The following is a 23,283-nucleotide window of genomic DNA, read 5'->3' as shown; positions in this document are numbered from 1 at the left end:
CAACAGCATAGTAAACACTGGATTATCCTGCCTTGGCGATCTCCGTTTCCAGCGCCTGTTCCAGTTCGGTCATCGCTCGGTGGAGCGCTTTCGCGCAGGCGTCGATTTGTCCGGGTGCCTGCTCTTGATGACAGGCGATTTCCAGAGCCTCGCACAATTCGATCAGCCCATTTGCCTGCACGATACGGGCGACACCTTTTATCTTGTGCGCCGTTTCGGCGAGCGCTTGGGAAGCGCCGGTACGGGCGGCTTGGAGCAGTTCCTGGCGGTCGGAACGGTTGCTGCTGAGCAGTTCCGCCAGCAGCCGCCGGACGGAGATCGGGTCGCCGCCGGTGAGCATGTGCAGGCTCCGGACATTGAACACGGCTGGGCGGCTCGCGGGCTTGATCGTGTTCATCCATTGGCTCAGGGTGCTCAAATTGATCGGCTTGAACAGGCAGTCGTCCATTCCGGCCTCCTTGCAGCGCTGCTTCTCCTCGGGTTGCGCATTGGCGGTGAACCCGAGGATGGTGCAGCGCGGCTGTTGATGTTCGGCCTCGTACCGACGGATGGCCCTGGCAAGCTCGTAACCGCTCATGACAGGCATGTTGCAGTCGGCGATGATCAGGTCGAAATCACCCTCAAGCCAAGCCTTGAGCCCTTGCGCGCCATCGTTGGCGAGGGAGTGGCGATGACCGAGGTATTCCAGTTGCTGCGTCATCAATAAACGATTGGCCGGGTGATCATCCACCACCAGGACGCTCAATTGGGCCGTGGCCGTTTCGACCGCAGGCTCCACCGGGATGCCGATCGTCGTCTCGGGCAGGATGCTCGGCTCCAGGGTAAGCCGGACCTGGGTACCGACGCCCGGTTGGCTGTCCAGGGACAACTCACCGCCCATCATCTGGCACAACTGGCGGCTGATCACCAGGCCCAGCCCCGCGCCTTTGCGGGCCATCCGGCTGCTGTTGTCGGCCTGGGCAAACGGTTCGAACAGGCGCTGCATGTCCACCGGACTGATGCCAATGCCGCTGTCGCTGACTTCTATCTGCATCCGCAACGTATTTTCGTGAGCGGTTCGGGAAAGCCTGGCGCGGACCTTCACCTCGCCCTGCTCGGTAAATTTCAAGGCATTGCTGATCAGGTTCGAGATCACCTGCTTGAATCTCGACGGGTCTATCAGGACGTCGTGTTTGTCGTCGTCGGGCTCTACTTGCAGCGACAACAGCAGATTTTTTTGCCGGGCCAGTCCCTCGAATACCCTGACCACCGAGCGCAGCAAGGTGCTGACATTCACTCGTTCGGGGGCCAGGGTCAGGTGGCCTGATTCGATGCGGGCAATGTCCAGGATATCGCCGATCAGCTCCAGCATGCCTGAGGCCGATTCGTACGCGACCGCTATGGTCGAACGGTCGACCTGTCCCTTGTCGGCATGCTTGAGGGCCAGTTCCAGCATGCCGATCACTGCGTTCATGGGCGTACGGATTTCATGGCTCATGGTCGCCAGGAAGGTGCTTTTCGCGCGATTGGCGGCGTCGGCCTGTTCCTTGGCGGCATGCAGTTCCTCGACAAGCTGGCGCCGTTCACTGATGTCGATCCAGCCACCGATGATGCCTTGCACGTGTCCCGCGGCGTTACGGTAGGGGAGGATCCAGTGATAGATCGTCAGCTTCCGAGCGCCAATCTGCAGTGGCCGGTCGGTGATCAAGGCGGTGCCTTCGGCCATGACACGCTGGTAGTCCGCCCGATATTCCTGCGCTTCGAAAACATTGCTCATGGATACCGCCGCGACGTCCTTGCCGATCACTTCTTCGCGTGTTGCGTTGAATGATTCCAGGTAACTGTCGTTACAGCTTTGCAGAAGCCCATGGCGGTCCCTCACGTAGATCGGATGTGGGGTGCCGTTGAGCAGGGCATGCATGAATTCAAGCTGGTCGTTGAGCGCCAGCTCCGCCTTCTGGCGTTGCCTGATCTGCCGCTGCATATAGGCATTCCACGCCAGGGACAGCAGCAATAACAGGCCGGCGCCTGCGACAAACTGCAGGAATACCCGGTGATAGGTGCGCCAGGTAAGCTCCGCCGCCGAGATATGCCCTCGCCAGCGGTTGTTGATGACCCCCAGTTCGGCGGGTTCGATGCTGGTCAGGGCCTTGTCCAGGATCGAGCTCAACTCTGGTGAGTTCGTTGCGCTGGCCAACGAGAACAGGGCTTGTCGGGTGCCTACGGTGCTGCTGATCTGCAATGTGTCGCGCAGCGTGTGGGAAGACAGGAAATAATTGGCCATGACCAGCGAACTGACGCTGCCATCGGCCTCTCCCTGGGCGAGCATATCGACGGCCCGCAGGGAGTCGGCGGCCTCGACCAGTTGGATATGCGGATATTCGCTGCGCAGCCAGTCGATGATGGGATTGCCCGCGGCGATTGCCAGACGCTTGCCGGCGAGCTGGTCGAGGGTCGCGGGCGTGTCGGATTGTTTGCGGGTCAGCAGGACAAAGGCGCTGTCGAGGTAGGGACGGCTGAACTTCAAGGACTGTTGCCGTTCGCTGCTGGGCAGGAGCGCGGCAATCATGTCGGCCTCGCCTTTCACCACCGCGGAGATCATTTCGCCGTCAGTCTGGCGCCGCTGGATCTCCAGGCGCAGGCCGGTACGCAGCCTGATCAGTTCCAGCAGGTCGGCGCTGATACCGCGAAAATCACCGTCCGGATCGAAGAACGTAAACGGCGCGAACGTTTCGTTTACGGCCACGCGAACGACGGGATGCTTCGTCAGCCAACGTTGTTCGCGGTCAGTCAGTTGTATCCGCTGATCCGTGAGGTACAGGTCGCTGCCGGCACTCCAGCGTTTTGAGATCGCCGTCTGCTCCGCAATCGGGAGCTGGCTCAGCGTGGCGTTCAGGATTTCCAGCAGCAGGGCATTATCCCGGCGGACCGCGAAACTGAAACCGTAGGTTTCGTGTTTTCCGAAGCTGGCCATGCGGACGTTGCTCAGGTAACCCTTGTTGATCAGATAGTGGGTAGAAACGGTGTCGCCGAGAAATACGTCGGCCTGGCCGAAGGCGACGGCATTGATGGCGTTCTGGTAAGAGGTGTAGGTGGTGATCTGCGCCCTGGGATAGAGTTTTCTGATTTCATCCAGGGGCAGGTAGTGATAGGCCATGCTCAGCCGCAGCCCTTCGAGATCTTCGGTCAGGGACGGGCTGTCGCCCGTCCGGGTAACAAGGACGGGCTGGTCTACTGCATAGGGTTTCGACAGGGCGATGCCCGGATTGCTGGCCTCGAAACCGTTGGCGCTGCCGAGCAAGTCGATTTGCCCGCTTTCCAGCGCGGCAATCGCGTCGCCACGGGAACTGAAGCGCAATACCTTCATGGGCAAACCGGTCGCCTGGGCGACGACACCCGCGTAATCGGCAGTCATGCCTTCATAATCGCGGCCACTGGTGGAAAGATCGAACGGGGGATAATCCGGTGCGGATGTACCCAGGACCAGCTCCTGACGACCTTGCAGCCAGGCGCGATGGGGAGCGTCGAGTCTGATCTGCATGGGATCCGCCGTCGCCCGACTCAGCAGCGTATAACGCTCGGGCAACTGCGGGGCGGCCATGAGAGTCGCGACATAGAGTCCTGCGCACGACAGCAGAAGAAATTCGCGTAGACATCTGTACATGCTGTTATTTCTCAAACCAGTGCGTTGCGCTTGGCCATCTCGATCAGATCTACCAGGGACTTGACCTTGAGTTTCTGCATCAAGCGTTTTTTATACGTGCTGACGGTTTTATTGCTGAGAAACATGCCTTTGGCGATGTCTTTGTTGGTACGGCCCTGCGCGAAAAGTTGCAGCACCATCAATTCGCGATCGTTGACGCTTTTGAAAAGATCCAGCTCGATACTGCGCGGATCATCATGACGCAGGGGCGTCAACGCCTGGCTCGGGAAATAGTTATAGCCGGACAGTACGGCCTTAATTGCGCTGATCAATTCACTGAGGTCTTCCTGTTTACACACATAGCCGGAGGCACCAGATTGCATGCAGCGGATGCCAAACAGCGTCGGTGATTGCGCCGTCAGCACCAGCGTCTTGATCGGGGCGGTCATTGCGTTGAAACGTGAAAGAATTTCCAACCCATCAAGCTTGGGAATGCTGATGTCCAGTATGACCAGGTCCGGCATACATTCACGGACCATTTGCATCGCGTCGACGCCGTTGTCGGTTTCTCCTACAACTTTATAACCTTCATGCTCCAGCAGCATTCGAACGGCGAGGCGGATGACCGGATGATCGTCGACAATGAAAACGGAGTTCATGAATAAATCCCCTGCGAACTGAATAAAGCGCGCACCTTAGCCCAGTTAAGTCAGGGTCGTACGAGGAGACGGGGCTACATTTCCAGTTTCGGAAGTTTCCTACAAGAAAAGAGGAAAGGTACTACGAAGTATTTAGGTTATTGGTAGGCGAATGGAGTGGGACGAGCGCGTCTTATATTCTATTCAAGGCAAGATGTTTAACTTTTAATCAAGCGCGCATAGTCCGTCAGTAGCTTGTTTCGCTCATTTCGTAGAGATAGCGAGTTTGAGAAAAGTTTGTTTATCTGTTGTTGAGTGAGCCGCCGATAAAGGCGGCGCTTAGCTCATTGACGAGTGCGACCGGTCATTTCCTGTGCCATTTCGCTGGCATAGCTGTCGGTCATGCCGGCGATGAAATCGATCATTCGCAGGAACGCGCTGTGCAAGGGGCCGTCAGGGTCTGGCGCGTTGTTACCCAGCAGATCGAGGATGCGCCGATTCTTGAACGAGGGTGTACGGCCGCCGTGTTGTTCCAGGGCGGCACCACAGAACCCGTTGAGCAGAATTTCCAGCGTGGTGTAGGCACCGATTTCATGCAGGGTCTTGCGCTTGTCCTGGAATATCTTCTTGCGGGCCATGTCCTTGGCGTTCAAGACACAGCGTTTGGCCGGGCCATGCATGTGTTCCACCAGGTCTCCCTGCAGCGTGCCTGCCAGCAGTGCCTCCTGCTGCTCGACGAACGCCCGGGCGGCGGCGTTGGTCAGGTGTTCGATGGCCTTGCCGCGCAGGATCGCCAGTTTGCGCCGCCGGGAATCCAGCGGGCCAAGCTGACGATAAGTCTCCGGCAGGTCATCGCCGACCAGATCCAGCAGCAGCGATTCCACCTGCGGGTATTCCAGCAGCTCCATTTCCACGCCGTCTTCCAGGTCGATGAGCGCGTAGCAGATATCGTCGGCGGCCTCCATCAGGTAGACCAGCGGATGCCTTGCCCAGCGCTGGTCCTCGATTTGCGGCAGGCCGAGCTTGTGGGCAATCTGCTCGAGCAACGGCAGTTCGCTCTGATAGCAGCCGAACTTGTGCTTCTTGTAGCCCAAGGAGTCGGCGTGGCGGGCAGTCCAGGGATATTTCAGGTAAGTGCCAAGCGTCGCGTAGGTCAGCCGGGTGCCGCCGTCGAACTGATGGTATTCGAGCTGCGTGAGGACCCGGAATCCTTGGGCATTACCCTCGAAATTGAGAAAGTCATTGCGCTCGGCCTCGCTCATGGCATCCAGCCAGCCTCGTCCGGCCGCCTGTTGAAACCAGTAGCGGATGGCGTCTTCACCGGAGTGGCCGAACGGCGGGTTGCCGATGTCGTGGGCCAGGCAGGCCGATTGCACCACCATGCCCAGGTCGCTGGGTTCACACCAGTCTGGCAGGGCGCCGCGGATGGTTTCTCCCACGCGCATGCCCAGAGAGCGCCCGACGCAACTGACTTCAAGCGAATGGGTCAGGCGCGTGTGGATATGATCGTTGCTGGAGACCGGATGCACCTGGGTCTTGCGTCCGAGGCGACGGAATGCACCGGAAAAGATGATGCGGTCGTGGTCTTTATGGAAAGGGCTGCGGCCCAGTTCTTCCGGACTGTGCAGGGGTTTTCCCAGGCGTTCGCGAGTCAGCAGGGTGTGCCAATCCAAGGCCAGTTGCTCCGTTTGGTGAGTCGATGCCCTAGCTTCCCGGTTCGGGACGCGTCCTGCAAGGGCCGCAGGCATCGACCTGTTGTACCCGGGTGTTGCACGGACGGGTCAATCGGGCCGTTCCAATGGAAAGGCCCGTTCAGGGTCGGCCCGAGGACACGGCCGTCAGGGTTTGCGTACAGTCTTGGCCAGCTTGATCAGCGGCAGCAGCGCGGTTGCTAGCCGGATCAGTCGCGAGAAGCCACCTGAGCGTCCTGAGCGTCCGCTTCGGGTCCGCTTGCCGCCGAGGAAGCCGAGCAAGGACACGGCGGCCACGCCCCAGAGTGACGCATGCTTCAGGCCGAAGCCCTCATGCCAGCTTTGCGTAAAGCCGCGCACCCGTTGCAGCGGGTGCAGCAGTTGCCGGGTTTCCTGACGAATTTCCTGGCGGTGCATCTCCATGCGCAGGCGCACCAGCGCCTTGCGCATCTCCTGCCGGGTACGGGCTTGGGGAATATCGGGCCGACTCATGGCAACAGGCGCTCCCGGTCGTTGGCGAGTTCTTCGAGGGTGGCATGGAAAGGCGAGGACTCATCAAAAATCGCTGCCTTGAGCCGAAGCCCGCAGAACAACGCCGCCAGCAGATAAAACAGGCAGAGGCCGATGATCCCCGCGAGGCGATAGGTATCCCACACCAGAATCAGCACCAGTGCGGACAGCCCGACCAGCAGCAGCAAACCGAAAACCAGCGCGAGCCCGGCAAACAACAACAGGCTGACGGTGCGGGCCTTCTGCTCCTGCAATTCGATGCCGAACAGTTCGACATGACTGTGCAGCAAGCCGAGGAATGCCGCGCCCAGGCGCCGCGCGGTAGGCTTCGTGCCCGATTCGGGCGAGCCGGATTCGTCGATGCCCATCATTAGCGCCGTGTCGCCAGCAGTCCGATCAAAAAGCCCACGCCCGCAGCGATGCCGACCGATTGCCAAGGATTGGCCTGCACATATTCTTCGGTGGCAATCACTGCAGCCTGACCGCGCTCGCGTACCGAGTCTTCGGTCAGCTGGAGGGTTTCACGGGCGCGCAAAAGGGTTTCGTGGATCTGGCTGCGCAATTCGTCAGCCTGATCACCAGCCAGGGTCGCCGTGTGGTCCAGCAACCGTTCGGTGTCCTTGACCAGCGTCTGGAAGTCTTCCTTCAAGGTTTCTTGAGCAGTCTTTGCCTGGGTTCTGGCCATTGGTGCATCTCCGTAAGTGACGTCTGAAGCGTTCGAGTATGAGCCTTGCCGGAAGGTTCAGTGAAACTGCTGGTACAACTTTTGCTCTGGTATCCGCCATGTACTGGTGCGTCAGCATGCGCCGGTGCGCTGAAGCTGGGCAAAAGCCCGCAGAACCTTAACTCAAATAATCAAAACCCGCGAAGCACCACGCTGCGCAACGTCGTGACAGCGGTTTTCGTGCACCAAAGCGGCTCGCAGGGGAATGAGGCGTTTCAACTTGGTGCGTCGGCCGCTCGATTGAACCGCTTTGGTGCCTTTTCAACTTTCTCAGGTCTGCCAACACCATGGAAAATCTGCAAAGCGCCGTGGACAATCTGGTCCACAGCTCCAACACGCTGTTCATCCTGCTCGGTGCGGTCATGGTTCTGGCCATGCACGCCGGCTTCGCGTTCCTTGAAGTAGGCACCGTCCGACAAAAGAATCAGGTTAATGCGTTGTCGAAGATTCTCAGCGATTTCGCAGTGTCGACCTTGGCCTATTTCTTCATAGGCTACTGGATTTCCTACGGCGTGACCTTTTTGCAGCCGGCGGCGGTGCTCAGCGCTGACCACGGCTACAGCCTGGTGAAGTTTTTCTTCCTGCTGACCTTTGCCGCCGCGATCCCGGCCATTATTTCCGGAGGGATCGCCGAGCGTGCCCGGTTCGTACCGCAGTTGTGCGCCACGGTGCTGATAGTAGCGTTCATCTACCCGTTTTTCGAAGGCCTGGTCTGGAATGGCAACTACGGCCTGCAAGGCTGGCTGCAAGCCCGTTTCGGCGCCAGTTTCCATGACTTTGCCGGCTCCGTGGTCGTGCATGCCATGGGCGGCTGGCTGGCATTGGCCGCGGTACTGTTGCTCGGGCCGCGCAATGGTCGCTACCGGGACGGGCGCCTGGTGGCGTTCGCGCCTTCGAGCATCCCGTTCCTGGCGTTGGGCTCGTGGATTCTTATTGTCGGCTGGTTCGGTTTCAACGTTATGAGTGCCCAGACGTTGCCTGGAGTCAGTGGGTTGGTGGCGGTCAACTCGTTGATGGCAATGGTCGGCGGGACCGTGGCGGCTTTGATCATCGGGCGCAACGACCCCGGCTTCCTGCATAACGGCCCGTTGGCCGGGTTGGTGGCGGTCTGTGCCGGTTCCGACCTGATGCATCCGGTGGGGGCGCTGGCGACCGGAGCCATCGCGGGCGGGCTGTTTGTCTGGTGTTTCACCGCGGCCCAGGGCAAGTGGAAAATCGACGACGTGCTCGGGGTCTGGCCCCTTCATGGCCTGTGCGGCGTCTGGGGTGGCATTGCCTGCGGCATTTTCGGCCAGCAAGCCTTGGGTGGCCTGGGCGGCGTCAGCCTGGTCAGCCAACTGGTCGGCACTGCGTTGGGCGTCGTCATTGCCCTGGTTGGCGGGTTCGCGGTTTATGGTGCGATCAAGTTCGTGCTGGGCCTGCGGCTGACCCAGGAAGAGGAGTACTACGGCGCCGATCTGTCGATCCACAAGATCGGTGCCGTCAGTCAGGACTGAACACTGCGCTACGGTTCCTTGTCCTGATTGCCGGGATAGAACCCGTGCAGCAGGCCATAGCGTTCGTGACGAACCTGATCCACATGATGCCGGACCCGCTGCTCCGGCAGCCCGAGCATGACCAGCGCGTGAGAGGCGAGCATCAGGCTCGATTCAAGCAGTTCCGGGACCACTTCGGTCGCTCCGGCGGCCTGCAGTTCGGCCAGTTGGCTGTCGTCCCGAGTGCGCACCAGGATCGGTACCTGCGAGTTTACGCGTCGGGCTGCCCTGAGCACGGTCAGCGCGATGTCCGTCTTGTCGACCGCAATGACCAGCAGCCGGGCGCGGCTCAGTCCGACGGCGGCCAGCAGGTCTGCCCGGCGTGAGTCCCCGTAATGTACGCAACGCTCGTCGACCGTGGCTTCCTGAATGATCACCGGGTCGTCGTCGAGGGCGACAAAGGCCAGGCCTTCGCGGCGCAGGAACCGCCCGATGGATTGGCCCACCCGACCATACCCGCAGATCACCACATGACCCGACAAGCCTGCATTGAGTTCGCTGATCTGGTCCAGTTGTGCTTCCTGGTTGGGTTTGCGGTGCAGGCGCGCGGCAATCGCCGGCGCTGCACGCAGCAAAAGCGGGGTCAGCAGCATCGAGCAGAATGTCGCGGCCAACAGCAGGCCGCCGATGTCGGCGGGCATCAGGCGGTTCTGCTGCATCAATGCCATCAGGGCAAAACAGAACTCGCCACCTTGAGCCAGGGCCAGGCCGCTGCGCCACGCGGTTTCGCCGTCGCTGCCGCGCCACTTGACCAGTGCGGCGACCACGCAGCCCTTGATGATCATCAAGCCGAGGGTCAATCCGAGTATCTGCAGGCCATCGTCGATGAACAGTCGAAGGTCGATCAGCATGCCGATGCTGACGAAAAACAGCCCCAGCAGGATGTCGCGGAATGGACGTATATCGGCCTCGATCTGGTGCCGGTAATGGCTTTCTCCCAGCAGCATGCCGGCTAGGAATGCCCCCAGGGCCGGTGACAGGCCGAGCAGGTGCGTCAGCCATGCGGTGAGCAGTACGATCACCAGCGCCAGCAGCACGAACAGTTCGGCGGACCGGGACGCGGCTACTTCATGGAATAGCCGGGGCAGCAGCCAGCGGCTGGCAAGCAGCAGACCGCCGAACAGAAACAGAGTCTTGCCCAGGGTCAGGGGCAGCGCCCAGTACCAGGCGTACTCGCTGCTGCCGGCAAAGACCGGCACCAGGGTCAGCAGTAATACCGCAACGACATCCTGGAACAGCAGCACACCGATAGCGTTCTGGCCGTGACTACTGAAAATTTCCCCCAGGCTGGTCAGCTCCTTGCTGACTATGGCCGTGGACGACAGCGCCAGCCCGGCGCCCAGGAGCAGTGCCGCCAGCGCCGGGGCACCGCAGATCACCAGCACGCCCCCCAGCAGCACCCCCGAACACACCACCTGCAAACTGCCGAGGCCGAACACCACCCTGCGCAGTTCGAGCATCTTCGACAACGAGAATTCCAGCCCCAGCGAGAACAACAGGAAGACCACGCCGAGTTCGGCCAGATCCGGCAATTCCTCGCTGTCGTTTACCCAGTCCAGGGCTGTGGGGCCGACCGCCAGCCCGACGCAGAGGTAGCCGAGCACCGGTGGCAGGCGTAATCGCCTGAACAGGGCGATGACTACCAGGGACGAGGCTAGGATGATCAGCAGGTTGGCGAACAAGAGGAACTCCGTTTCAAGACGCTGACATCCAGCTTAGGAGAGAAAATACGTCGAGCATTGCCGAAAAGACATTTGGGCTCAATGATTTGCGTCAGTGTTTTACTGAAACATGGTGAGCCACGGTACGCCGCTCGACGGCCACGTGGAGCGAGCCTAGAATGATGGTCTATTTTTTCGGGTCTACCTGCCATGCCGCCTGAATGCCAGTTGTTCGGCACCCTGGGGTGCCACCTGTGTGAAGTTGCCGAGGGCGTGCTGATGCCTTTCGTCGAGCATGGCCTCTTGGTAGAACTGGTGGATATCGCCGAAAGCGAGGCCTTGTCCGAAGCCTATGGCTTGCGCATCCCCGTGCTCCGTCGGATCGATACAGGGGCGGAGCTGGACTGGCCCTTCGATGACCCTGATCGGGTTGCGGCGTTTCTACGTTGATACCTTCCATCGCCTGAGTCCATCCACCGCCATTGGCGAAATGACATTCTTCGGTTACTGTATGCCCATACAGCAATCCGGAGTGCGTCCCTTGGTCAATGTCGAACAATTGAAAAACAGCGTGAACAGGATGTCCGCGGACGTTGTGCGCGAGGCGGTCCTGGAGTTGCGCCTGGATGGTCTGGTAACCGAAGGCAAGACACCCTTCAACAAGCTGCATTTCAACACCTGTTTTGCCGAGATCGAAGCGTTGTTCCAGCGTGCCGGTTACCACAAGCAATTGGACGTGGTGGGTTACCAGGGGCTGTTGTATGCATTGTACGACCCGGGACGTTGGGAGGCAGTCGAGGTGCTGCGCTGGTTGAAGGAGTTCACCGAGGCAGCGGAAAAACCGACATCAGTTCGCGCATGAGCCAATAAGCACTGTGCCGGCTTGTGCGAGTGGCGGATAATACCGGCCCCGTAAACGCTCAAGAGTTTTTAATGTCCGGTTCATCATTTTCCGCCGCGCACCATCAGGCCAGCACACTGTACTTGCCGCCTGGCTCCTGGCAGACGGTGCTGGAATGTCTTTGCGAGCATTTCAGCACGATCAGCCGCGAGCAGTGGCTGGATCGGATTGTCCGGGGGCGGGTGTTGGACGGGGAGGGGCGGGCGATCGGTATTGACCTGCCCTATCGCGAAGGTATGCGGATCCACTATTTTCGCGAAGTACCCGATGAAAAACCGATCCCTGTGGTGGAGTCGATTCTCTACATCGACGAGCATCTGGTGGTGGCGGACAAACCGCATTTCCTGCCTGTCACGCCGGCGGGGGAATACGTGGAGCAGACATTGCTGCGCCGTTTGATCCGTCGCCTGGACAACCCCCATCTGGTGCCCTTGCACCGTATTGATCGGCACACGGCCGGGCTGGTCTTGTTCTCAGCCAATCCGCAGACGCGTTCGGCTTATCAATCGTTGTTTCCGACGCGGCGAATCGAAAAAAGTTATGAAGCCATTGCCCCCGCACTGCCCGGAGTGGCTTTTCCGTGTGTGCACAGAAGCCGGATGATCGACGGCGAGCCTTTTTTCCGGATGCAGGAGGGGCCAGGCGAGCCCAATACCGAGACGGCCATGGAAGTGCTTGAGAGGAACGGCGACCTGTGGCGGTACGGCCTGTATCCGGTTACCGGGAAAAAGCACCAGCTGCGGGTGCATATGAGTGCCTTGGGGGCTGGCATCTGCAACGATCCGTTTTATCCCGATGTGATTAGGGATGCCCAGGATGACTATGCCAACCCGCTCAAGCTGTTGGCCAAGAGATTAGGTTTCATCGATCCGATCACGGGTCAGGAGCGGGTCTTCAAGAGTGATATTGCCCTGCGCTGGTAGCCATCGCACTTTCCGCCAGGCATTAAAAAGCCCGCAATGCTTGCGGGCTTTTTTCTATCTGGCTGTAACGCTGAAGATCACAGGTCTTTAACGGTACGAACCTGGTCCTTGTTCACGCGAGTCTGCTTGCCGTCCAGTTGCTCGAATTCGTAGAAGCCGCTGTCTTCGTCGTATTTTGGCGTGTCGACGGCCTGGATTTCGCGACCGTCATTCAGGGTAATCACTGTTGGCGATGCACACCCGGCGAGAGTGGCGAGGCCCAGCGCGAGCATGAAAGTGGCGAGGGTCCGTTGAGTCATGGTGTTTCTCCGAAATGGATTCTTCAAGTTACTGACCGTAAGACGTATACATCGCGTGTTAGTTCCTGGCTAGTGTCAATCTGACACGCCTGTATGCCGGGCCAGCAGTTCCGGCGTATTGAGATTGGCCAGCCGGGCATCGTTGGCCGGGCATTGCAAGGCGACGGCGTGTAGTGTGCGCATGATGCGGCCGGGACTGCGTTCGCCTTCGTCCCAGGCCCTTTCAAAGTCTGCTGCCAGGACCCGTGGGATGATGCATAACAACGGCTCCCAATGCTCACCCTGACGCACCATCAACGGCTTGCCGGGATGGCGGCTTGCCGTTTCGCGCATGCTGTCGAGCAGGCTTGAGTCGATTTGCGGGACATCACAAGGCAGTACCAGCAAATACGCGTGTCGCGCCACCTTGAGACCCGCCCGGATGCCTGCCAATGGCCCGGGAAAATCCCCTTCGGCGTCATGCACCAACTGATCGGCATACAATGCGTAGCGCTGCGGGTTGCGGTTGCAAGAGATGATCAGATCGTCGCTCAGGGCCCGGGTCCGCCGATGAAGGTGGGCAATCAACGGTTCGCCTTGCCATTCCAGCAGGCCTTTGTCCTGGCCTCCCATGCGTTGTCCGCGGCCACCCGCCAGGAGCAGGATCGAGCAGGCTGGCAAGGGATCGTTCGAGGTCATGATGTGTCTCCGCACAGGCGAAAAAATGGGGCGCTGTGATATAACACCGGGCTGTTTCCCCTACAACTGGACGAGCCTATGAAAGCCAAGGCTGATGTACCTTTCGTACCGCTCAATATCGCGGTGCTGACTGTCAGTGATACCCGTACTCTGGAAACCGACACGTCGGGACAGGTTTTTGTCGACCGCCTCACGGAGGCTGGGCATAACCTTGCGGCCCGGGTACTGCTTAAAGATGATCTGTACAAGATCCGCGCACAAGTCGCCACCTGGATCGCCGACGACGTGGTGCAAGTGGTGTTGATCACCGGTGGCACCGGCTTCACCGGTCGCGACAGCACGCCCGAGGCCGTTACGTGCCTGTTGGACAAGCAGGTCGATGGTTTTGGTGAATTGTTCCGGCAGATATCCGTGGCGGACATTGGCACTTCTACCGTTCAGTCCCGGGCGCTGGCCGGCCTGGCCAACGGTACGTTGGTCTGTTGCTTGCCGGGTTCGACCAATGCGGTGCGTACCGGATGGGACGGGATCCTGGCCGAACAACTGGACGCGCGCCATCGGCCCTGTAATTTCGTCGCCCATCTGAAACAGGCTGCCCCTTGTGAATCCCGTGGGTAAACCGGGCAAGGCCGGCGCCCTGATGGCCGTCGAGGTCGCGCTGGAGCGGTTGCTCGAGATGGCGGCAGCCACGCCCATCACTCAGCATGAGCGCGTGCCGCTGGCTGAGGCGCAGGGGCGAGTATTGGCCGAGGACCTGGTCTCGACACTTGACCTGCCGCCCTGGCCCAACAGTGCGATGGACGGCTACGCCTTGCGCCTGAATGACTGGAGCGGCGAGGCGTTGGTCGTCAGTCAGCGGGTTTTCGCCGGGCAGGCTCCAGACGCTCTCGCCGCCGGTACCTGCGCGCGTATCTTCACGGGTGCGCCGGTCCCGCCGGGTGCCGATTGCGTCGAAATGCAGGAAAACGCCATTGTCGACGATGATCAGCGGGTAAGATTCACCCAGCCCATGGTCAGCGGACAGAACATTCGACCTCAAGGACAGGAAACAACCATCGGGGAGCGAGTCCTCGACGCCGGCACCCGCCTGGGTCCGATCGAGTTGGGTCTAGCGGCATCCCTGGGGTGCGCATCGCTGCCAGTGGTGCGCAAAGTACGCGTTGCGGTGCTGTCGACCGGTGATGAACTGGTGGAGCCTGGTCAGAACCTGGGTCCAGGCCAGATCTATAACAGCAATCGTGTCCTGCTCTGTAGCTGGTTGCAGCGCCTGGGTTGCGATGTTGTCGACGCAGGTATCCTGCCCGATGATTTGCCCGCTACGCGTCGCTGTCTGGCCGGGCTGTCGGATGTCGACCTGATCCTTTCCACCGGCGGCGTATCGGTGGGGGAGGCGGATTTTCTCGGCGTTGCATTGCGCGAAGAAGGCGAGTTGACGCTCTGGAAGCTCGCTATCAAGCCTGGAAAGCCGCTGACGTTCGGGCACTTCCGTGGCCTGCCGGTAATAGGCCTGCCGGGAAATCCCGCTTCTACGCTGGTGACCTTTGCGCTGTTGGCTCGGCCTTACCTGCTGCGGCGCCAGGGCGTTCAGTCAGTGGCGCCCCTCAAGTTCAAGATACCTGCAGGCTTCACCTGGCCGAAGGCGGGCTCTCGCCGAGAGTATTTGCGAGGTCGCATTGAAAACGGTCAGGCGATCATCTACCGCAACCAGAGCTCAGGTGTCCTGCGCAGCGCCGCCTGGGCCGAGGGGCTGGTCGAAGTCCTCGAAGGGCGAACACTGGTCCAGGGTGATGAAGTGAGCTTCATTCCCTTGAGCGAAGTGCTGGATTAATCCTGGCAACGTTGTCCGCCCGAGTGAGTAACCGTGCCTTATGCCGGCCTTTATCGCGACAGCAACGTCACCACCTGATCGAAGCGGCTGTTCGCCACCCAGCCCAGCAGGCCGACCACCACTGCGGCTGCGCCGGCCAGATAGGCGAGCCGGTGTCGGACCGCTTTCACATCGGTACGGATTTCATCCATGTCCCTGCGGATGTATTTGAGGTGAGTTTCCAGTTCAACGACGCGCGGTTCCAAATCAATTCCTCCTACGGGATTAATGCAACTTTTGCCTTCGTTCTGCTTATCGGCCCGCTCGCTCCTGAGCGGGCCAAATTGCCGGGGGGACAATTTGAATTCATGGCCGGGCATGAGGCGTTCCTCCGCGGTGTCCATGAGCCTTCAAATGATTGGTCCTGGCCCTGCGGGCCTTGATGTATCCATCCATGGGTTATTCATCCTTGCCTATTGGGTGTTTTTTCGATTCAGCGCAACAGAATGCCAAGGTGTTCCAATACGGCTGGAGGGTCAATTGAGCTGATTCGCCAGATCTTGTAGGAAAAGTCCTTGAATGAAGGGTTGCCGAGAAGAGGCAGTCCGCCGCCTCCTTCGAGGTGCTGGGTCTTATTTTGTATAAATTGAGCAGCGCCGGGCTTTTTCGGCTGAATGAGCGGTCCCATTTCCTGAACCTTCCAATGACGGAGACAACGATGAGCAAAGGCAAGGCGCTACTGATCCTGCACGGCAAGCAAGCGCTCAACGAAGAGGTTCGCGCGGCAGTGATGCTCAAGCGCAAACAGGGCTGGGACCTGGCGGTACGGTTGACCTGGGAAGCAGGGGATGCCCGGCGATGCGTCGACGAAGCACTGGATGCCGGTTACACCCGATTGATCGCCGGCGGCGGTGACGGAACCCTGCGCGATATCGCCGAGGCGATGGTCCAGCGGCCTGGCGATGCCAGCCTGGTGTTGCTCCCCCTGGGCACTGCTAACGATTTTGCCCGGGCGGCCGGCGTCCCGTTGGAGCCGGACCAGGCCCTGGATCTGCTGGATGTCACGCCCAGGGCGATTGATGTGGGCGAGGTCGGCGGCTGTATTTTCCTGAACATGGCGACGGGCGGCTTCGGTAGCCAGGTGACCGCCAATACCTCCGAGGACTTGAAGAAAGTCCTTGGGGGCGCCGCTTATCTGTTTACCGGCCTGTCGCGTTTCAGTGAGTTGAGCGCAGCCTATGGCGAACTGCAGGGCCCCGATTTTCACTGGCGCGGCGACTTGCTGGCGCTGGGCATCGGCAATGGTCGGCAGGCGGGTGGGGGGCATTTGCTCTGTCCGCAGGCGTTCGCCGACGACGGTTTGCTCGATATCAGCATCCTCCCGGCGCCTCAAGAGGTTGTCAGTACGCTCAAGGATCTGCTGGCCGGTGGCCTGGGCATAGACAACATGTTCGTACGAGCGCGTTTGCCCTGGGTGGAAATCAAGGTGGCGCAGGGCCTGGACATCAATCTGGATGGCGAGCCGTTGCAGGTCGACGATCTGCGTTTCACCGTGCGCCCGAAAGCGCTACGGGTGCACCTGCCGTCGGATTCGCCATTGCTGGAGGGTGCGGCGCTGCTCAATCATCCAGGCTGATGATCTGTTCGCGGACCGCAAACAGTACCAGTCCGGCCACGTCATGGATCTGCAGGCGCTTCATGATCTGGGCCCGGTGCGTTTCCACGGTCTTGATGCTCAGGCTCAGGCCGTTGGCGATTTCCCGGGTGGACTTGCCACGAACGATCAGCCGCAGGATCTCCAGCTGGCGCGCCGTCAGGTTGTGGTTCTGGGCTGGATCGGGCTGATGTTTCTGAACGCGGGTCAGCGCCTGGTTGATCACGGTATGGGCAATGGCCGGGCTCAGGTAGCGTTCGTTGTTGCGCAACGCGTCCAGGGCGTGCGCCAGCTCGGTGGCAGTGGTGTCCTTGAGCAGGTAGCCATGGGCTCCTGATTCCAGCGCCTGCATGATCAGCGCGGGGTCAGTGTGCATGGACAGGATCAGCACCTTGCTCTGGGGGCGTACCTTCCTGAGTTGCTGCAAGGCTTCCAGGCCGCCGGTATCCTTCATGGAAATATCCAGCAGCACGATATCGGGGTTGAGGCGTTCTACCAGTTCCGGCAATTGCGCGCCGTCACTGGCTTCGCCGACGACGGCGTAGCCAGGGAGATCCAGGACCAGGGCGCGTACACCGGCCCGGATCAGCGAGTGGTCATCTACCAGAAGCAAATTACAAGTCAATGGAGAACCTTATTCTTGCTGGCCCGCTCAAGGGCACGCGGTGCCCAGGGAATACGAGCTTCGATATGCGTGCCTTTGCCGGCCTCGCTGGTGACCTTGAGGGTGCCGCCCAACTGTTCGACTCGCTCCGACATGCCGGCCATGCCGCGCTGTCCTTCGCGGCCGGGGTGGCTGGCCGGGACGAATCCCTGGCCGTCATCGCTGATCAGCAACGTCAGCCCTTCAGGAAGGCGTTGCAGGCGCACCAGCAGATTGCTCGCCTGGGCGTGGCGCAACATGTTGGTGACGGCCTCCTGGGTGATCCGAAAGGCGGCGACGGTCATTTCGTCCGGGATGCCGGTCATGCGCTGCTGGCAATCGAGGCTCCATTTCACCGGCGTATTGGCCAATGTCTTGAGTAGATGAGCGCGGAGACTGGCTTCGAGCCCAAGGCTGGTCAGTTGCCTGGGATTGAGGATCGCCGAGACATCACGCACTTTGTTCAGGGTTTCGTCCAGCGTGTCGCTCAGTACGCTGCATTGGCCCTGCAAGTCTTCCGGCAGGCGGCGCTTGAGCCATTCACTTTGCAGTTTTGCCGCGGTCAGCAGTTGGCCAATGTCATCGTGCAGTTCGCGGCTGAGCCGGTGACGCTCGTTTTCCTGGACCTCCAGCAGTCGGTCGGCCAGTTCCTGCGGCTGGAACTTGATGGACTTGCGCGACAGTCGATAGTGGATCCAGACACAGGCCAGCGCCGCGCCATTGAGCACCAGCAAGCCCAACGGCAGCGGATGGGCCAACAAGTAGGCCAGCAGGCAACCGAGGGTCGAGCAGATACACAGCAGCAATGTGAACCGGCGGGCGTTTTCTCGGGACGGTGGCCAGGTGATGATTGACTTGAAGCTGGCGTGCATAACGGATGGAGCCAATGAATGTTCGCTGCGGGCAGGCCAGTCAGCGCATCTGACGGGCCGGGTCGGGTAAATGTTTCAGGTCGGGGACGGCTTCGGTTGGCGGCTTCTTGCGCCGCTGTCCGAGGCGACTGACGCGAGACATAGTACCACTTCGGATTTCGTTGGTCGCGCCCGGCTTGGCGGCGGCAAGGCACGACGGGCCAGGCACATGATGTTGGTCGGCTGCTACCAGCTCACGCTTGTTTTTGTGCGTAAGGAACCAACGCCATCGGGCGCGGCGTCGGCAACGCCTCGCAGGGACTCTGGCCAACCTGGAAGGCAAATGCTTCGATCAGGGAAGTCTGTTCAGTGTTGTCCAGACTCAGTTTGCCGGTGGTGTGGTCGACGAGCTCCAATTGCCAGGCCATCAGGGTAAAGCAATCTTTCAGCGCGACCAGTGCCTGGTCATGCAGCTCCATGTGGTGTTGCGCATGACTGAGCAAGCCATGGATATGCAGCGAAAACTCCGAAACGGCCTCCAATGCGAGAGCGTCGGCCTTGTTTGCCAGCTTCAGCAACGTGCTGAGCATGCAGTCGATGGCATCCTTGTCGTTGTTGATCAGCTCCAGATGGCTCAGGCATTCCTCCGACTTGGCCAAGAGTGTCTCGGCTTCAATCAGGAACTCGGGAAGGCGCTGGCTCCAATTGTTGCGATCGTTCGGCATGCTTATCTCCACAACATCATGTCAGGCGAAAGTAGATCGCGTGTGGCGAACGGCTGGATCTCATGGCCGGTACGAACGAAGGTGCCTTGCGGATCGCAAACTCGGCCTCGCAAACGATTGCACTGAAATCGGTTGGGAGGCTGGAAATCCGTTGTTCTGCAGTCGCGCACAAAAGCCTGACTCCGTTCAGCAATGAGAATGGCGTCACATTAATGGCTATTGGATATCGGGAATATCAGGTTAGACCTGATTGTGCCTAGGGGAATCCCTTAGGCAGGGGAACTTACTGCATCAACGGAAGTCGCGCAGCGGAAAAAACGGATGTAAAACGGAAGGCCAGTAAAGCATGATGTCTATGTGACATCAATGCCCGCGGCGGTATTTAATGTCGGGGTCAAGATCCGGCGCATACCGCCGATAGCGTCTTTATAGATTCATCCGAACAAGCCCAGGAGTCATCGATGGCCGGCATTCTCGACACAGTAGATCAACGAACCCAATTGGTGGGTGAGAATCGCCTGGAAATTCTCATGTTTCGCCTGGCGGGGCGCCAATTGTTCGCCATCAACGTATTCAAGGTCCAGGAAGTGCTGCAACTGCCGAAGCTGACCTTGATGCCCCAGCGCCACCCGTTCGTCTGTGGCGTGGTCAATCTGCGTGGCCAGACCCTTCCGGTGATCGATCTTTCCCAGGCCATCGGCATGCGTCCGCTCGTGCCCGGACCTAACAGCACCATCATCGTCACCGAGTACAACCGTTCGGTACAGGCGTTCCTGGTAGGGGGCGTGGACCGCATCGTCAACATGAACTGGGAAGCCATCCTGCCGCCTCCGACCAGTGCCGGTCGCGAGCATTACCTGACGGCTATCAGCAAGGTCGACGACCAGTTGGTGGAAATCATCGACGTGGAGAAAGTCCTCGCCGAAATCGTCCCCTACAACGCCAAGGTCTCACGGGACAAGCTCGAGGATCCGGTGCTGGAACGAGCCCGCGGTCGAGAAGTCCTGCTGGTGGACGATTCCAATGTCGCGCTCTCGCAGTTGCGTGACACCCTGGGCCAGTTGGGCGTGAAGATGCACATCGCCAGCGACGGCTTGAAGGCACTGAACATGCTCAAGGCCTGGGCCGACACCGGCGAAGTGATGACCGACAAGTTGCTGATGATTTTCACCGACGCGGAAATGCCCGAGATGGACGGCTACCGCCTGACCACGGAAATCCGCAACGATCCACGCCTGCGTGGGCTCTACGTGGTGCTGCACACCTCGCTGTCCGGCAGCTTCAACGATTCGATGGTCAAGAAGGTTGGCTGTGACAACTTCCTTTCCAAATTCCAGCCGGACAAGCTGGTCGACGTGGTGCGCCAGCGGTTGATGCTCGGCTGAGGCTGATCGAGGTTTGCTTCACCGGCTCGCTCGTATAAGGTTGCGCTTTTTCGTCATCAGGGAAAGTTGATCATGTTGCGGCTGAGCGCGCTGTATCGGTATCCGTTGAAGTCCGGCAAGGGGCAGCCGCTGCAGGGCATCGGCCTGGACAAGCTCGGGCTCGACGGTGATCGACGCTGGATGCTGGTGGATGAGGCCACCGGGCGCTTCCTGACCCAGCGGGCCGTGGCAAAGATGAGCCAGCTTTCGGCGTTGTGGAACGCGGCGGGCGGACTGACACTCAGCGCGCCGGGCTACGGCGCCATCGAGGTGCCGCTGCCGTCTTCTCTCGAAGAACAACGGCGTGGCGTGATCATCTGGCGCGATACTCTGCGTGTGCCGGATGCCGGTGACGCGACGGCAGCCTGGGTCAGTGAATTCATCGGCAATCGCACCCGGCTGGTCCATGTGCCGGTGGAATTGGCTCGCACCACGGCAGCCGGCTACGGCAAGGATGATGACAAGGTGGCCTTCGCCGACGGTTTTCCCTTGTTGTTGATCGGCCAGGCCTCGTTGGAGGATTTATCGGGCAGGGTCGGCCGCTCGCTGGAAATGCTGCGCTTTCGTCCCAACCTGGTGGTCGAGGGCAGCGAGGCGTTCGCCGAAGACGGCTGGAAGCGTATTCGTATCGGCGAGGTGGAGTTTCGGGTGGTCAAGCCGTGTTCACGCTGCATCATGACCACGGTCGATCCGCAAACCGGCGAACGCGATCCGCAGCGCGAGCCTTTCGCCACGTTGCAGCAGTACCGTTCTACCCCGGATGGTGCGATGTTCGGCCAGAATCTGGTCAACGATGGCAATGGCCGACTTGAGGTCGGCATGCCGGTCGAGGTGCTGGAATAGAAGATCCCTGAATAAAAAATGCCCGTGTCGCTGGACACGGGCATTTTTATTTATCACGCAGGCGCTTTTGTGGCGAGGGAGCAAGCTCCCTCGCCACGGCTCAGCCGCGATATTCGCAGAGGTAAGCCGTGTCGACGGCTACCTTGAGCTGGAACTTGCTGTTGGCCGGGACGTTGAACTGGCTACCGGCGGCGAAGGTTTCCCAATCGGTGCTGTCGGGCAGTTTCACGGTCAGGGCGCCGGAAACAACATGCATGATTTCCCGCTGCGCGGTGCCGAACTCATATTCGCCCGGTGCCATGACGCCGATGGTCGCTGGACCTTCGGAGGTGCCGAAGGCGATCGACTTGACGGTGCCGTCGAAGTACTCGTTGACTTTGAACATGGGCGATTCCTCGAGAAAGGGCTGAAAAAGGCCGGCCAGTATGCACAAGGCCACAACAGTCGTCATCTGTCGCGCCTGGCAGGGCGCTCAGCCGGTCAGCACCAGCGGCAACAATCGCGCCGTATTGCGGGCGTCCTCCAATGCACGGTGTTGTTGGCCGCAGAACTGCAGGCCGGCCAGTTGCAACGCCGCATTGAGCCCCAGCGGTCGCTCCAGCCGACGGGCCTTGGCAAAGCGCTGCTTGAGATTCATGTGCGGTACCTGGCCGAGCGCGCTGTGCAAGTGCTGGCCTTGCCATTCCTGAAGCAATTGCTTGCGGTCGTAGTCGCCCCAACTGACCCAGCCTTCGAGGTTCGCTCGATAAGGCGCCAGCCAGTGTTCGAATGCCGGCCAGACCTCGGTCAGCGGTGCGGCGCCGTCAATATTGGCCTGGCTGATATGCGTCAGCGTGCGACAGAAAGAGGTCAGCAACGGGCGCCTCAGCGGCCGTACAAAGCGCTGGAAATGATCCACCTCGCGCCCATCCCGATTCACCAGGGTGGCGCCGATTTCGATGATTTCCATTTCGGTAACCGGCCAGCCACCTTCGTCGGTGGTGGCTTCCAGATCAATCACCAGCCAGTAAGGCATTGCAAGGTTCCCGGTATCGGCGTGCAGATGGGTTTGAGCGTAGTCAAACCCGAAGCATCCGCCTAGTCCCTGATGACGCCCGAGCGACCAGACCGGCCTGATGGAGGTTGTCCTGCATGGAAGATGGCTGTTCGCTGTCCGAGCGCTTGCTTGGTTGCCTTGGCCAGCTTAAATTGCCCCGCGCGACCGGATGAAAGAAGAACAATGATCGAGCCGCTGTTTTAAATTGACCGTGCGGCTGGCTAAGCGGCTGAAACCGCCTAGCGTGAAGAGTGATGGGGACTTTGGGGAGTGGTTATCTTGACGTGTTCGCCGATGGGGATGACCTCACGTACCTTGCTGGCCGTCCTGGCCATGTTCTTGACCGTGTCAGCTGAAGCTGCACAAGTGGTCCGGATCGGCGCGGCGCATTTCCCGCCCTATACCGTTCGTCCCGAAAACGGCGCCGACACCGGTCTGTTACCGCAATTGGTGGAAGCCTTGAACCGGTCACAGGCCGATTATGAATTCGTGCTGGTACCCACTTCGATTCCGCGCCGGTTCAACGATTTCAAGCAGGGCCGGGTCGACATGGCGATTTTCGAGAACCCCGACTGGGGTTGGCAGGATGTGCCCCATACTCCGGTAGACATGGGCCTGGAGGATGCGGAGATATTCGTCGCCCAACGCCAGCCGGATCGCCAGCAGAGCTATTTCGCCGATCTCAGGGGCAAGCGCCTGGCCCTGTTCAGCGGTTATCACTATGCGTTTGCCGAATTCAACGCCGATCCCAAGTTCCTCATCGGCCAATACAACGCCACGTTGACCTATTCCCACGACAGCAACCTGCAGATGGTACTACGCACCCGCGCGGACATTGCCCTGGTGACCCGTTCCTACCTCAGCGATTACGTGTTGCGCAATCCGCAAGTGGCCTCGCAGTTGCTGGTATCCGAACGCATCGACCAGATTTACCACCATTACGCACTGATTCGGCCCCAGGCGCCCATTTCTCCCCAAGCGTTCGCCCAGATATTGCAGAAGTTGCGGGACGACGGCCAGTTGCTGGAAATCTTCCAGCCCTACCGGATCGAGCTGGTGCCGACCCACGCCCATTGAAAGCGGACCTTAAATTTATCTGCCTGGCTCACGTCACACGT

General features: G+C 60.0%; 25 protein-coding genes. 10 read left to right on the top strand and 15 right to left on the bottom strand.

All coding sequences use genetic code 11. The features are described 5' to 3' along the window. Positions 1–22: 22 nt before the first annotated feature. From J3P86_RS17975 to J3P86_RS17950, 6 genes are all read right to left on the bottom strand, one after another. The gene (locus tag J3P86_RS17975) at positions 23–3,580 is read right to left on the bottom strand and encodes a transporter substrate-binding domain-containing protein (RefSeq protein ID WP_434700656.1); all 3,558 of its coding nucleotides are present in this window, start codon (positions 3,578–3,580) and stop codon (positions 23–25) included. A 74-nt stretch (positions 3,581–3,654) separates the two neighbouring features. Next, positions 3,655–4,281, bottom strand: a complete 627-nt coding sequence (locus tag J3P86_RS17970) for a response regulator transcription factor (protein ID WP_305499795.1) — start codon at positions 4,279–4,281, stop codon at positions 3,655–3,657. Between the two features lie 323 nt (positions 4,282–4,604). Further along, positions 4,605–5,933, bottom strand: a complete 1,329-nt coding sequence (locus J3P86_RS17965) for a deoxyguanosinetriphosphate triphosphohydrolase (protein WP_305499797.1) — start codon at positions 5,931–5,933, stop codon at positions 4,605–4,607. Between the two features lie 165 nt (positions 5,934–6,098). After that, positions 6,099–6,443 carry a hypothetical protein gene (locus tag J3P86_RS17960; RefSeq protein WP_434629485.1) on the bottom strand — a complete coding sequence of 115 codons (345 nt, stop codon included), beginning with the start codon at positions 6,441–6,443 and terminating at the stop codon, positions 6,099–6,101. Next, entirely contained in the window at positions 6,440–6,829 is a 390-nt protein-coding gene (locus tag J3P86_RS17955) for a phage holin family protein (protein WP_305499799.1), read from the bottom strand. The genes J3P86_RS17960 and J3P86_RS17955 overlap by 4 nt, the downstream gene beginning before the upstream one ends. A gap of 2 nt (positions 6,830–6,831) precedes the next feature. Then, positions 6,832–7,146, bottom strand: a complete 315-nt coding sequence (locus J3P86_RS17950; RefSeq protein WP_434572838.1) for a DUF883 family protein — start codon at positions 7,144–7,146, stop codon at positions 6,832–6,834. Between the two features lie 326 nt (positions 7,147–7,472). Here J3P86_RS17950 and J3P86_RS17945 point away from each other — a divergent pair, with 326 nt between their 5' ends. After that, positions 7,473–8,681 (top strand): ammonium transporter, encoded by a 1,209-nt coding sequence (locus J3P86_RS17945; protein WP_434629488.1) that lies wholly within the window; start codon positions 7,473–7,475, stop codon positions 8,679–8,681. Between the two features lie 8 nt (positions 8,682–8,689). On the opposite strand, the gene J3P86_RS17940 is transcribed toward J3P86_RS17945, so the two are convergent. Next, complete coding sequence (locus J3P86_RS17940) at positions 8,690–10,402, bottom strand: cation:proton antiporter (protein ID WP_434629491.1); 1,713 nt, start codon at positions 10,400–10,402, stop codon at positions 8,690–8,692. A gap of 189 nt (positions 10,403–10,591) precedes the next feature. On the opposite strand from J3P86_RS17940, the gene J3P86_RS17935 reads away from it, so the two are divergent. From J3P86_RS17935 to J3P86_RS17925, 3 genes are all read left to right on the top strand, one after another. After that, on the top strand, positions 10,592–10,831 hold the full coding sequence (locus J3P86_RS17935; RefSeq protein WP_434574141.1) for a glutaredoxin family protein: 240 nt from the start codon (positions 10,592–10,594) through the stop codon (positions 10,829–10,831). Positions 10,832–10,922: 91 nt separating this feature from the next. Then, on the top strand, positions 10,923–11,243 hold the full coding sequence (locus J3P86_RS17930; RefSeq protein ID WP_434631229.1) for a transcriptional regulator: 321 nt from the start codon (positions 10,923–10,925) through the stop codon (positions 11,241–11,243). A gap of 71 nt (positions 11,244–11,314) precedes the next feature. After that, positions 11,315–12,205 carry a pseudouridine synthase gene (locus J3P86_RS17925; RefSeq protein WP_434631232.1) on the top strand — a complete coding sequence of 297 codons (891 nt, stop codon included), beginning with the start codon at positions 11,315–11,317 and terminating at the stop codon, positions 12,203–12,205. Positions 12,206–12,282: 77 nt separating this feature from the next. Here J3P86_RS17925 and J3P86_RS17920 read toward each other — a convergent pair whose 3' ends face one another. Continuing rightward, the gene (locus tag J3P86_RS17920; RefSeq protein ID WP_025212647.1) at positions 12,283–12,504 is read right to left on the bottom strand and encodes a YgdI/YgdR family lipoprotein; all 222 of its coding nucleotides are present in this window, start codon (positions 12,502–12,504) and stop codon (positions 12,283–12,285) included. A gap of 75 nt (positions 12,505–12,579) precedes the next feature. Further along, complete coding sequence (gene mobA / locus J3P86_RS17915; protein WP_434698563.1) at positions 12,580–13,182, bottom strand: molybdenum cofactor guanylyltransferase MobA; 603 nt, start codon at positions 13,180–13,182, stop codon at positions 12,580–12,582. Positions 13,183–13,260: 78 nt separating this feature from the next. Here mobA and moaB point away from each other — a divergent pair, with 78 nt between their 5' ends. Together moaB and J3P86_RS17905 are read left to right on the top strand one after the other, a co-directional pair. Then, positions 13,261–13,800 (top strand): molybdenum cofactor biosynthesis protein B, encoded by a 540-nt coding sequence (gene moaB, locus J3P86_RS17910; RefSeq protein WP_434572850.1) that lies wholly within the window; start codon positions 13,261–13,263, stop codon positions 13,798–13,800. 22 nt (positions 13,801–13,822) lie between these two features. After that, positions 13,823–15,010: a molybdopterin molybdotransferase MoeA gene (locus tag J3P86_RS17905; protein ID WP_434700654.1), complete on the top strand. Its 1,188-nt coding sequence runs from the start codon at positions 13,823–13,825 to the stop codon at positions 15,008–15,010. A gap of 50 nt (positions 15,011–15,060) precedes the next feature. Here the strand turns inward: J3P86_RS17905 and J3P86_RS17900 are convergent, their stop codons facing one another. Then, positions 15,061–15,369 (bottom strand): hypothetical protein, encoded by a 309-nt coding sequence (locus tag J3P86_RS17900; protein WP_305499812.1) that lies wholly within the window; start codon positions 15,367–15,369, stop codon positions 15,061–15,063. 338 nt (positions 15,370–15,707) lie between these two features. Between J3P86_RS17900 and yegS the strand changes: the two genes are divergently transcribed. Next, complete coding sequence (yegS, locus tag J3P86_RS17895; RefSeq protein WP_434697247.1) at positions 15,708–16,625, top strand: lipid kinase YegS; 918 nt, start codon at positions 15,708–15,710, stop codon at positions 16,623–16,625. Here the strand turns inward: yegS and J3P86_RS17890 are convergent. From J3P86_RS17890 to J3P86_RS17880, 3 genes are all read right to left on the bottom strand, one after another. After that, positions 16,609–17,268 (bottom strand): response regulator, encoded by a 660-nt coding sequence (locus tag J3P86_RS17890; protein WP_305499816.1) that lies wholly within the window; start codon positions 17,266–17,268, stop codon positions 16,609–16,611. The genes yegS and J3P86_RS17890 overlap by 17 nt on opposite strands. Further along, positions 17,265–18,158, bottom strand: coding sequence for a sensor histidine kinase (locus J3P86_RS17885; protein WP_434574144.1), 894 nt, complete (start codon positions 18,156–18,158; stop codon positions 17,265–17,267). The genes J3P86_RS17890 and J3P86_RS17885 overlap by 4 nt, the downstream gene beginning before the upstream one ends. A 233-nt stretch (positions 18,159–18,391) precedes the next feature. After that, positions 18,392–18,862, bottom strand: a complete 471-nt coding sequence (locus tag J3P86_RS17880; RefSeq protein ID WP_305499818.1) for a hypothetical protein — start codon at positions 18,860–18,862, stop codon at positions 18,392–18,394. Positions 18,863–19,323: 461 nt separating this feature from the next. On the opposite strand from J3P86_RS17880, the gene J3P86_RS17875 reads away from it, so the two are divergent. Both J3P86_RS17875 and J3P86_RS17870 read left to right on the top strand, forming a co-directional pair. Beyond that, positions 19,324–20,247: a chemotaxis protein CheV gene (locus tag J3P86_RS17875; protein ID WP_214999118.1), complete on the top strand. Its 924-nt coding sequence runs from the start codon at positions 19,324–19,326 to the stop codon at positions 20,245–20,247. A 72-nt stretch (positions 20,248–20,319) separates the two neighbouring features. Further along, positions 20,320–21,129: an MOSC domain-containing protein gene (locus J3P86_RS17870; protein WP_434698562.1), complete on the top strand. Its 810-nt coding sequence runs from the start codon at positions 20,320–20,322 to the stop codon at positions 21,127–21,129. A gap of 100 nt (positions 21,130–21,229) precedes the next feature. On the opposite strand, the gene J3P86_RS17865 is transcribed toward J3P86_RS17870, so the two are convergent. Then, entirely contained in the window at positions 21,230–21,514 is a 285-nt protein-coding gene (locus tag J3P86_RS17865) for a pyrimidine/purine nucleoside phosphorylase (protein WP_434698561.1), read from the bottom strand. Positions 21,515–21,601: 87 nt separating this feature from the next. Next, positions 21,602–22,144 carry an exonuclease domain-containing protein gene (locus J3P86_RS17860; RefSeq protein ID WP_305499825.1) on the bottom strand — a complete coding sequence of 181 codons (543 nt, stop codon included), beginning with the start codon at positions 22,142–22,144 and terminating at the stop codon, positions 21,602–21,604. A 321-nt stretch (positions 22,145–22,465) separates the two neighbouring features. Here J3P86_RS17860 and J3P86_RS17855 point away from each other — a divergent pair, with 321 nt between their 5' ends. After that, positions 22,466–23,242 (top strand): substrate-binding periplasmic protein, encoded by a 777-nt coding sequence (locus J3P86_RS17855; protein WP_434698560.1) that lies wholly within the window; start codon positions 22,466–22,468, stop codon positions 23,240–23,242. Positions 23,243–23,283: the final 41 nt, after the last annotated feature.

This window comes from Pseudomonas sp. D1-1, assembly GCF_051132225.1.
Lineage (GTDB): Bacteria > Pseudomonadota > Gammaproteobacteria > Pseudomonadales > Pseudomonadaceae > Aquipseudomonas.
This window is presented reverse-complemented; position numbering and strand designations above follow the sequence as displayed.

What these genes read in the sequence shown, in the direction of transcription:
- J3P86_RS17875 (WP_214999118.1), top strand. Translation starts at nt 19,324, where the DNA reads ATGGCCGGCATTCTCGACACAGTAGATCAACGAACCCAATTGGTGGGT.
- moaB (WP_434572850.1), top strand. Translation starts at nt 13,261, where the DNA reads ATGAAAGCCAAGGCTGATGTACCTTTCGTACCGCTCAATATCGCGGTG.
- J3P86_RS17920 (WP_025212647.1), bottom strand. Translation starts at nt 12,504, where the DNA reads ATGACTCAACGGACCCTCGCCACTTTCATGCTCGCGCTGGGCCTCGCC.
- J3P86_RS17950 (WP_434572838.1), bottom strand. Translation starts at nt 7,146, where the DNA reads ATGGCCAGAACCCAGGCAAAGACTGCTCAAGAAACCTTGAAGGAAGAC.
- J3P86_RS17880 (WP_305499818.1), bottom strand. Translation starts at nt 18,862, where the DNA reads ATGCCGAACGATCGCAACAATTGGAGCCAGCGCCTTCCCGAGTTCCTG.
- J3P86_RS17900 (WP_305499812.1), bottom strand. Translation starts at nt 15,369, where the DNA reads ATGCCCGGCCATGAATTCAAATTGTCCCCCCGGCAATTTGGCCCGCTC.
- J3P86_RS17870 (WP_434698562.1), top strand. Translation starts at nt 20,320, where the DNA reads ATGTTGCGGCTGAGCGCGCTGTATCGGTATCCGTTGAAGTCCGGCAAG.
- J3P86_RS17955 (WP_305499799.1), bottom strand. Translation starts at nt 6,829, where the DNA reads ATGGGCATCGACGAATCCGGCTCGCCCGAATCGGGCACGAAGCCTACC.
- yegS (WP_434697247.1), top strand. Translation starts at nt 15,708, where the DNA reads ATGAGCAAAGGCAAGGCGCTACTGATCCTGCACGGCAAGCAAGCGCTC.
- J3P86_RS17970 (WP_305499795.1), bottom strand. Translation starts at nt 4,281, where the DNA reads ATGAACTCCGTTTTCATTGTCGACGATCATCCGGTCATCCGCCTCGCC.
- J3P86_RS17925 (WP_434631232.1), top strand. Translation starts at nt 11,315, where the DNA reads ATGTCCGGTTCATCATTTTCCGCCGCGCACCATCAGGCCAGCACACTG.
- J3P86_RS17935 (WP_434574141.1), top strand. Translation starts at nt 10,592, where the DNA reads ATGCCGCCTGAATGCCAGTTGTTCGGCACCCTGGGGTGCCACCTGTGT.
- J3P86_RS17960 (WP_434629485.1), bottom strand. Translation starts at nt 6,443, where the DNA reads ATGAGTCGGCCCGATATTCCCCAAGCCCGTACCCGGCAGGAGATGCGC.
- mobA (WP_434698563.1), bottom strand. Translation starts at nt 13,182, where the DNA reads ATGACCTCGAACGATCCCTTGCCAGCCTGCTCGATCCTGCTCCTGGCG.
- J3P86_RS17975 (WP_434700656.1), bottom strand. Translation starts at nt 3,580, where the DNA reads ATGGCCGCCCCGCAGTTGCCCGAGCGTTATACGCTGCTGAGTCGGGCG.
- J3P86_RS17865 (WP_434698561.1), bottom strand. Translation starts at nt 21,514, where the DNA reads ATGTTCAAAGTCAACGAGTACTTCGACGGCACCGTCAAGTCGATCGCC.
- J3P86_RS17885 (WP_434574144.1), bottom strand. Translation starts at nt 18,158, where the DNA reads ATGCACGCCAGCTTCAAGTCAATCATCACCTGGCCACCGTCCCGAGAA.
- J3P86_RS17855 (WP_434698560.1), top strand. Translation starts at nt 22,466, where the DNA reads ATGACCTCACGTACCTTGCTGGCCGTCCTGGCCATGTTCTTGACCGTG.
- J3P86_RS17945 (WP_434629488.1), top strand. Translation starts at nt 7,473, where the DNA reads ATGGAAAATCTGCAAAGCGCCGTGGACAATCTGGTCCACAGCTCCAAC.
- J3P86_RS17905 (WP_434700654.1), top strand. Translation starts at nt 13,823, where the DNA reads ATGGCCGTCGAGGTCGCGCTGGAGCGGTTGCTCGAGATGGCGGCAGCC.
- J3P86_RS17860 (WP_305499825.1), bottom strand. Translation starts at nt 22,144, where the DNA reads ATGCCTTACTGGCTGGTGATTGATCTGGAAGCCACCACCGACGAAGGT.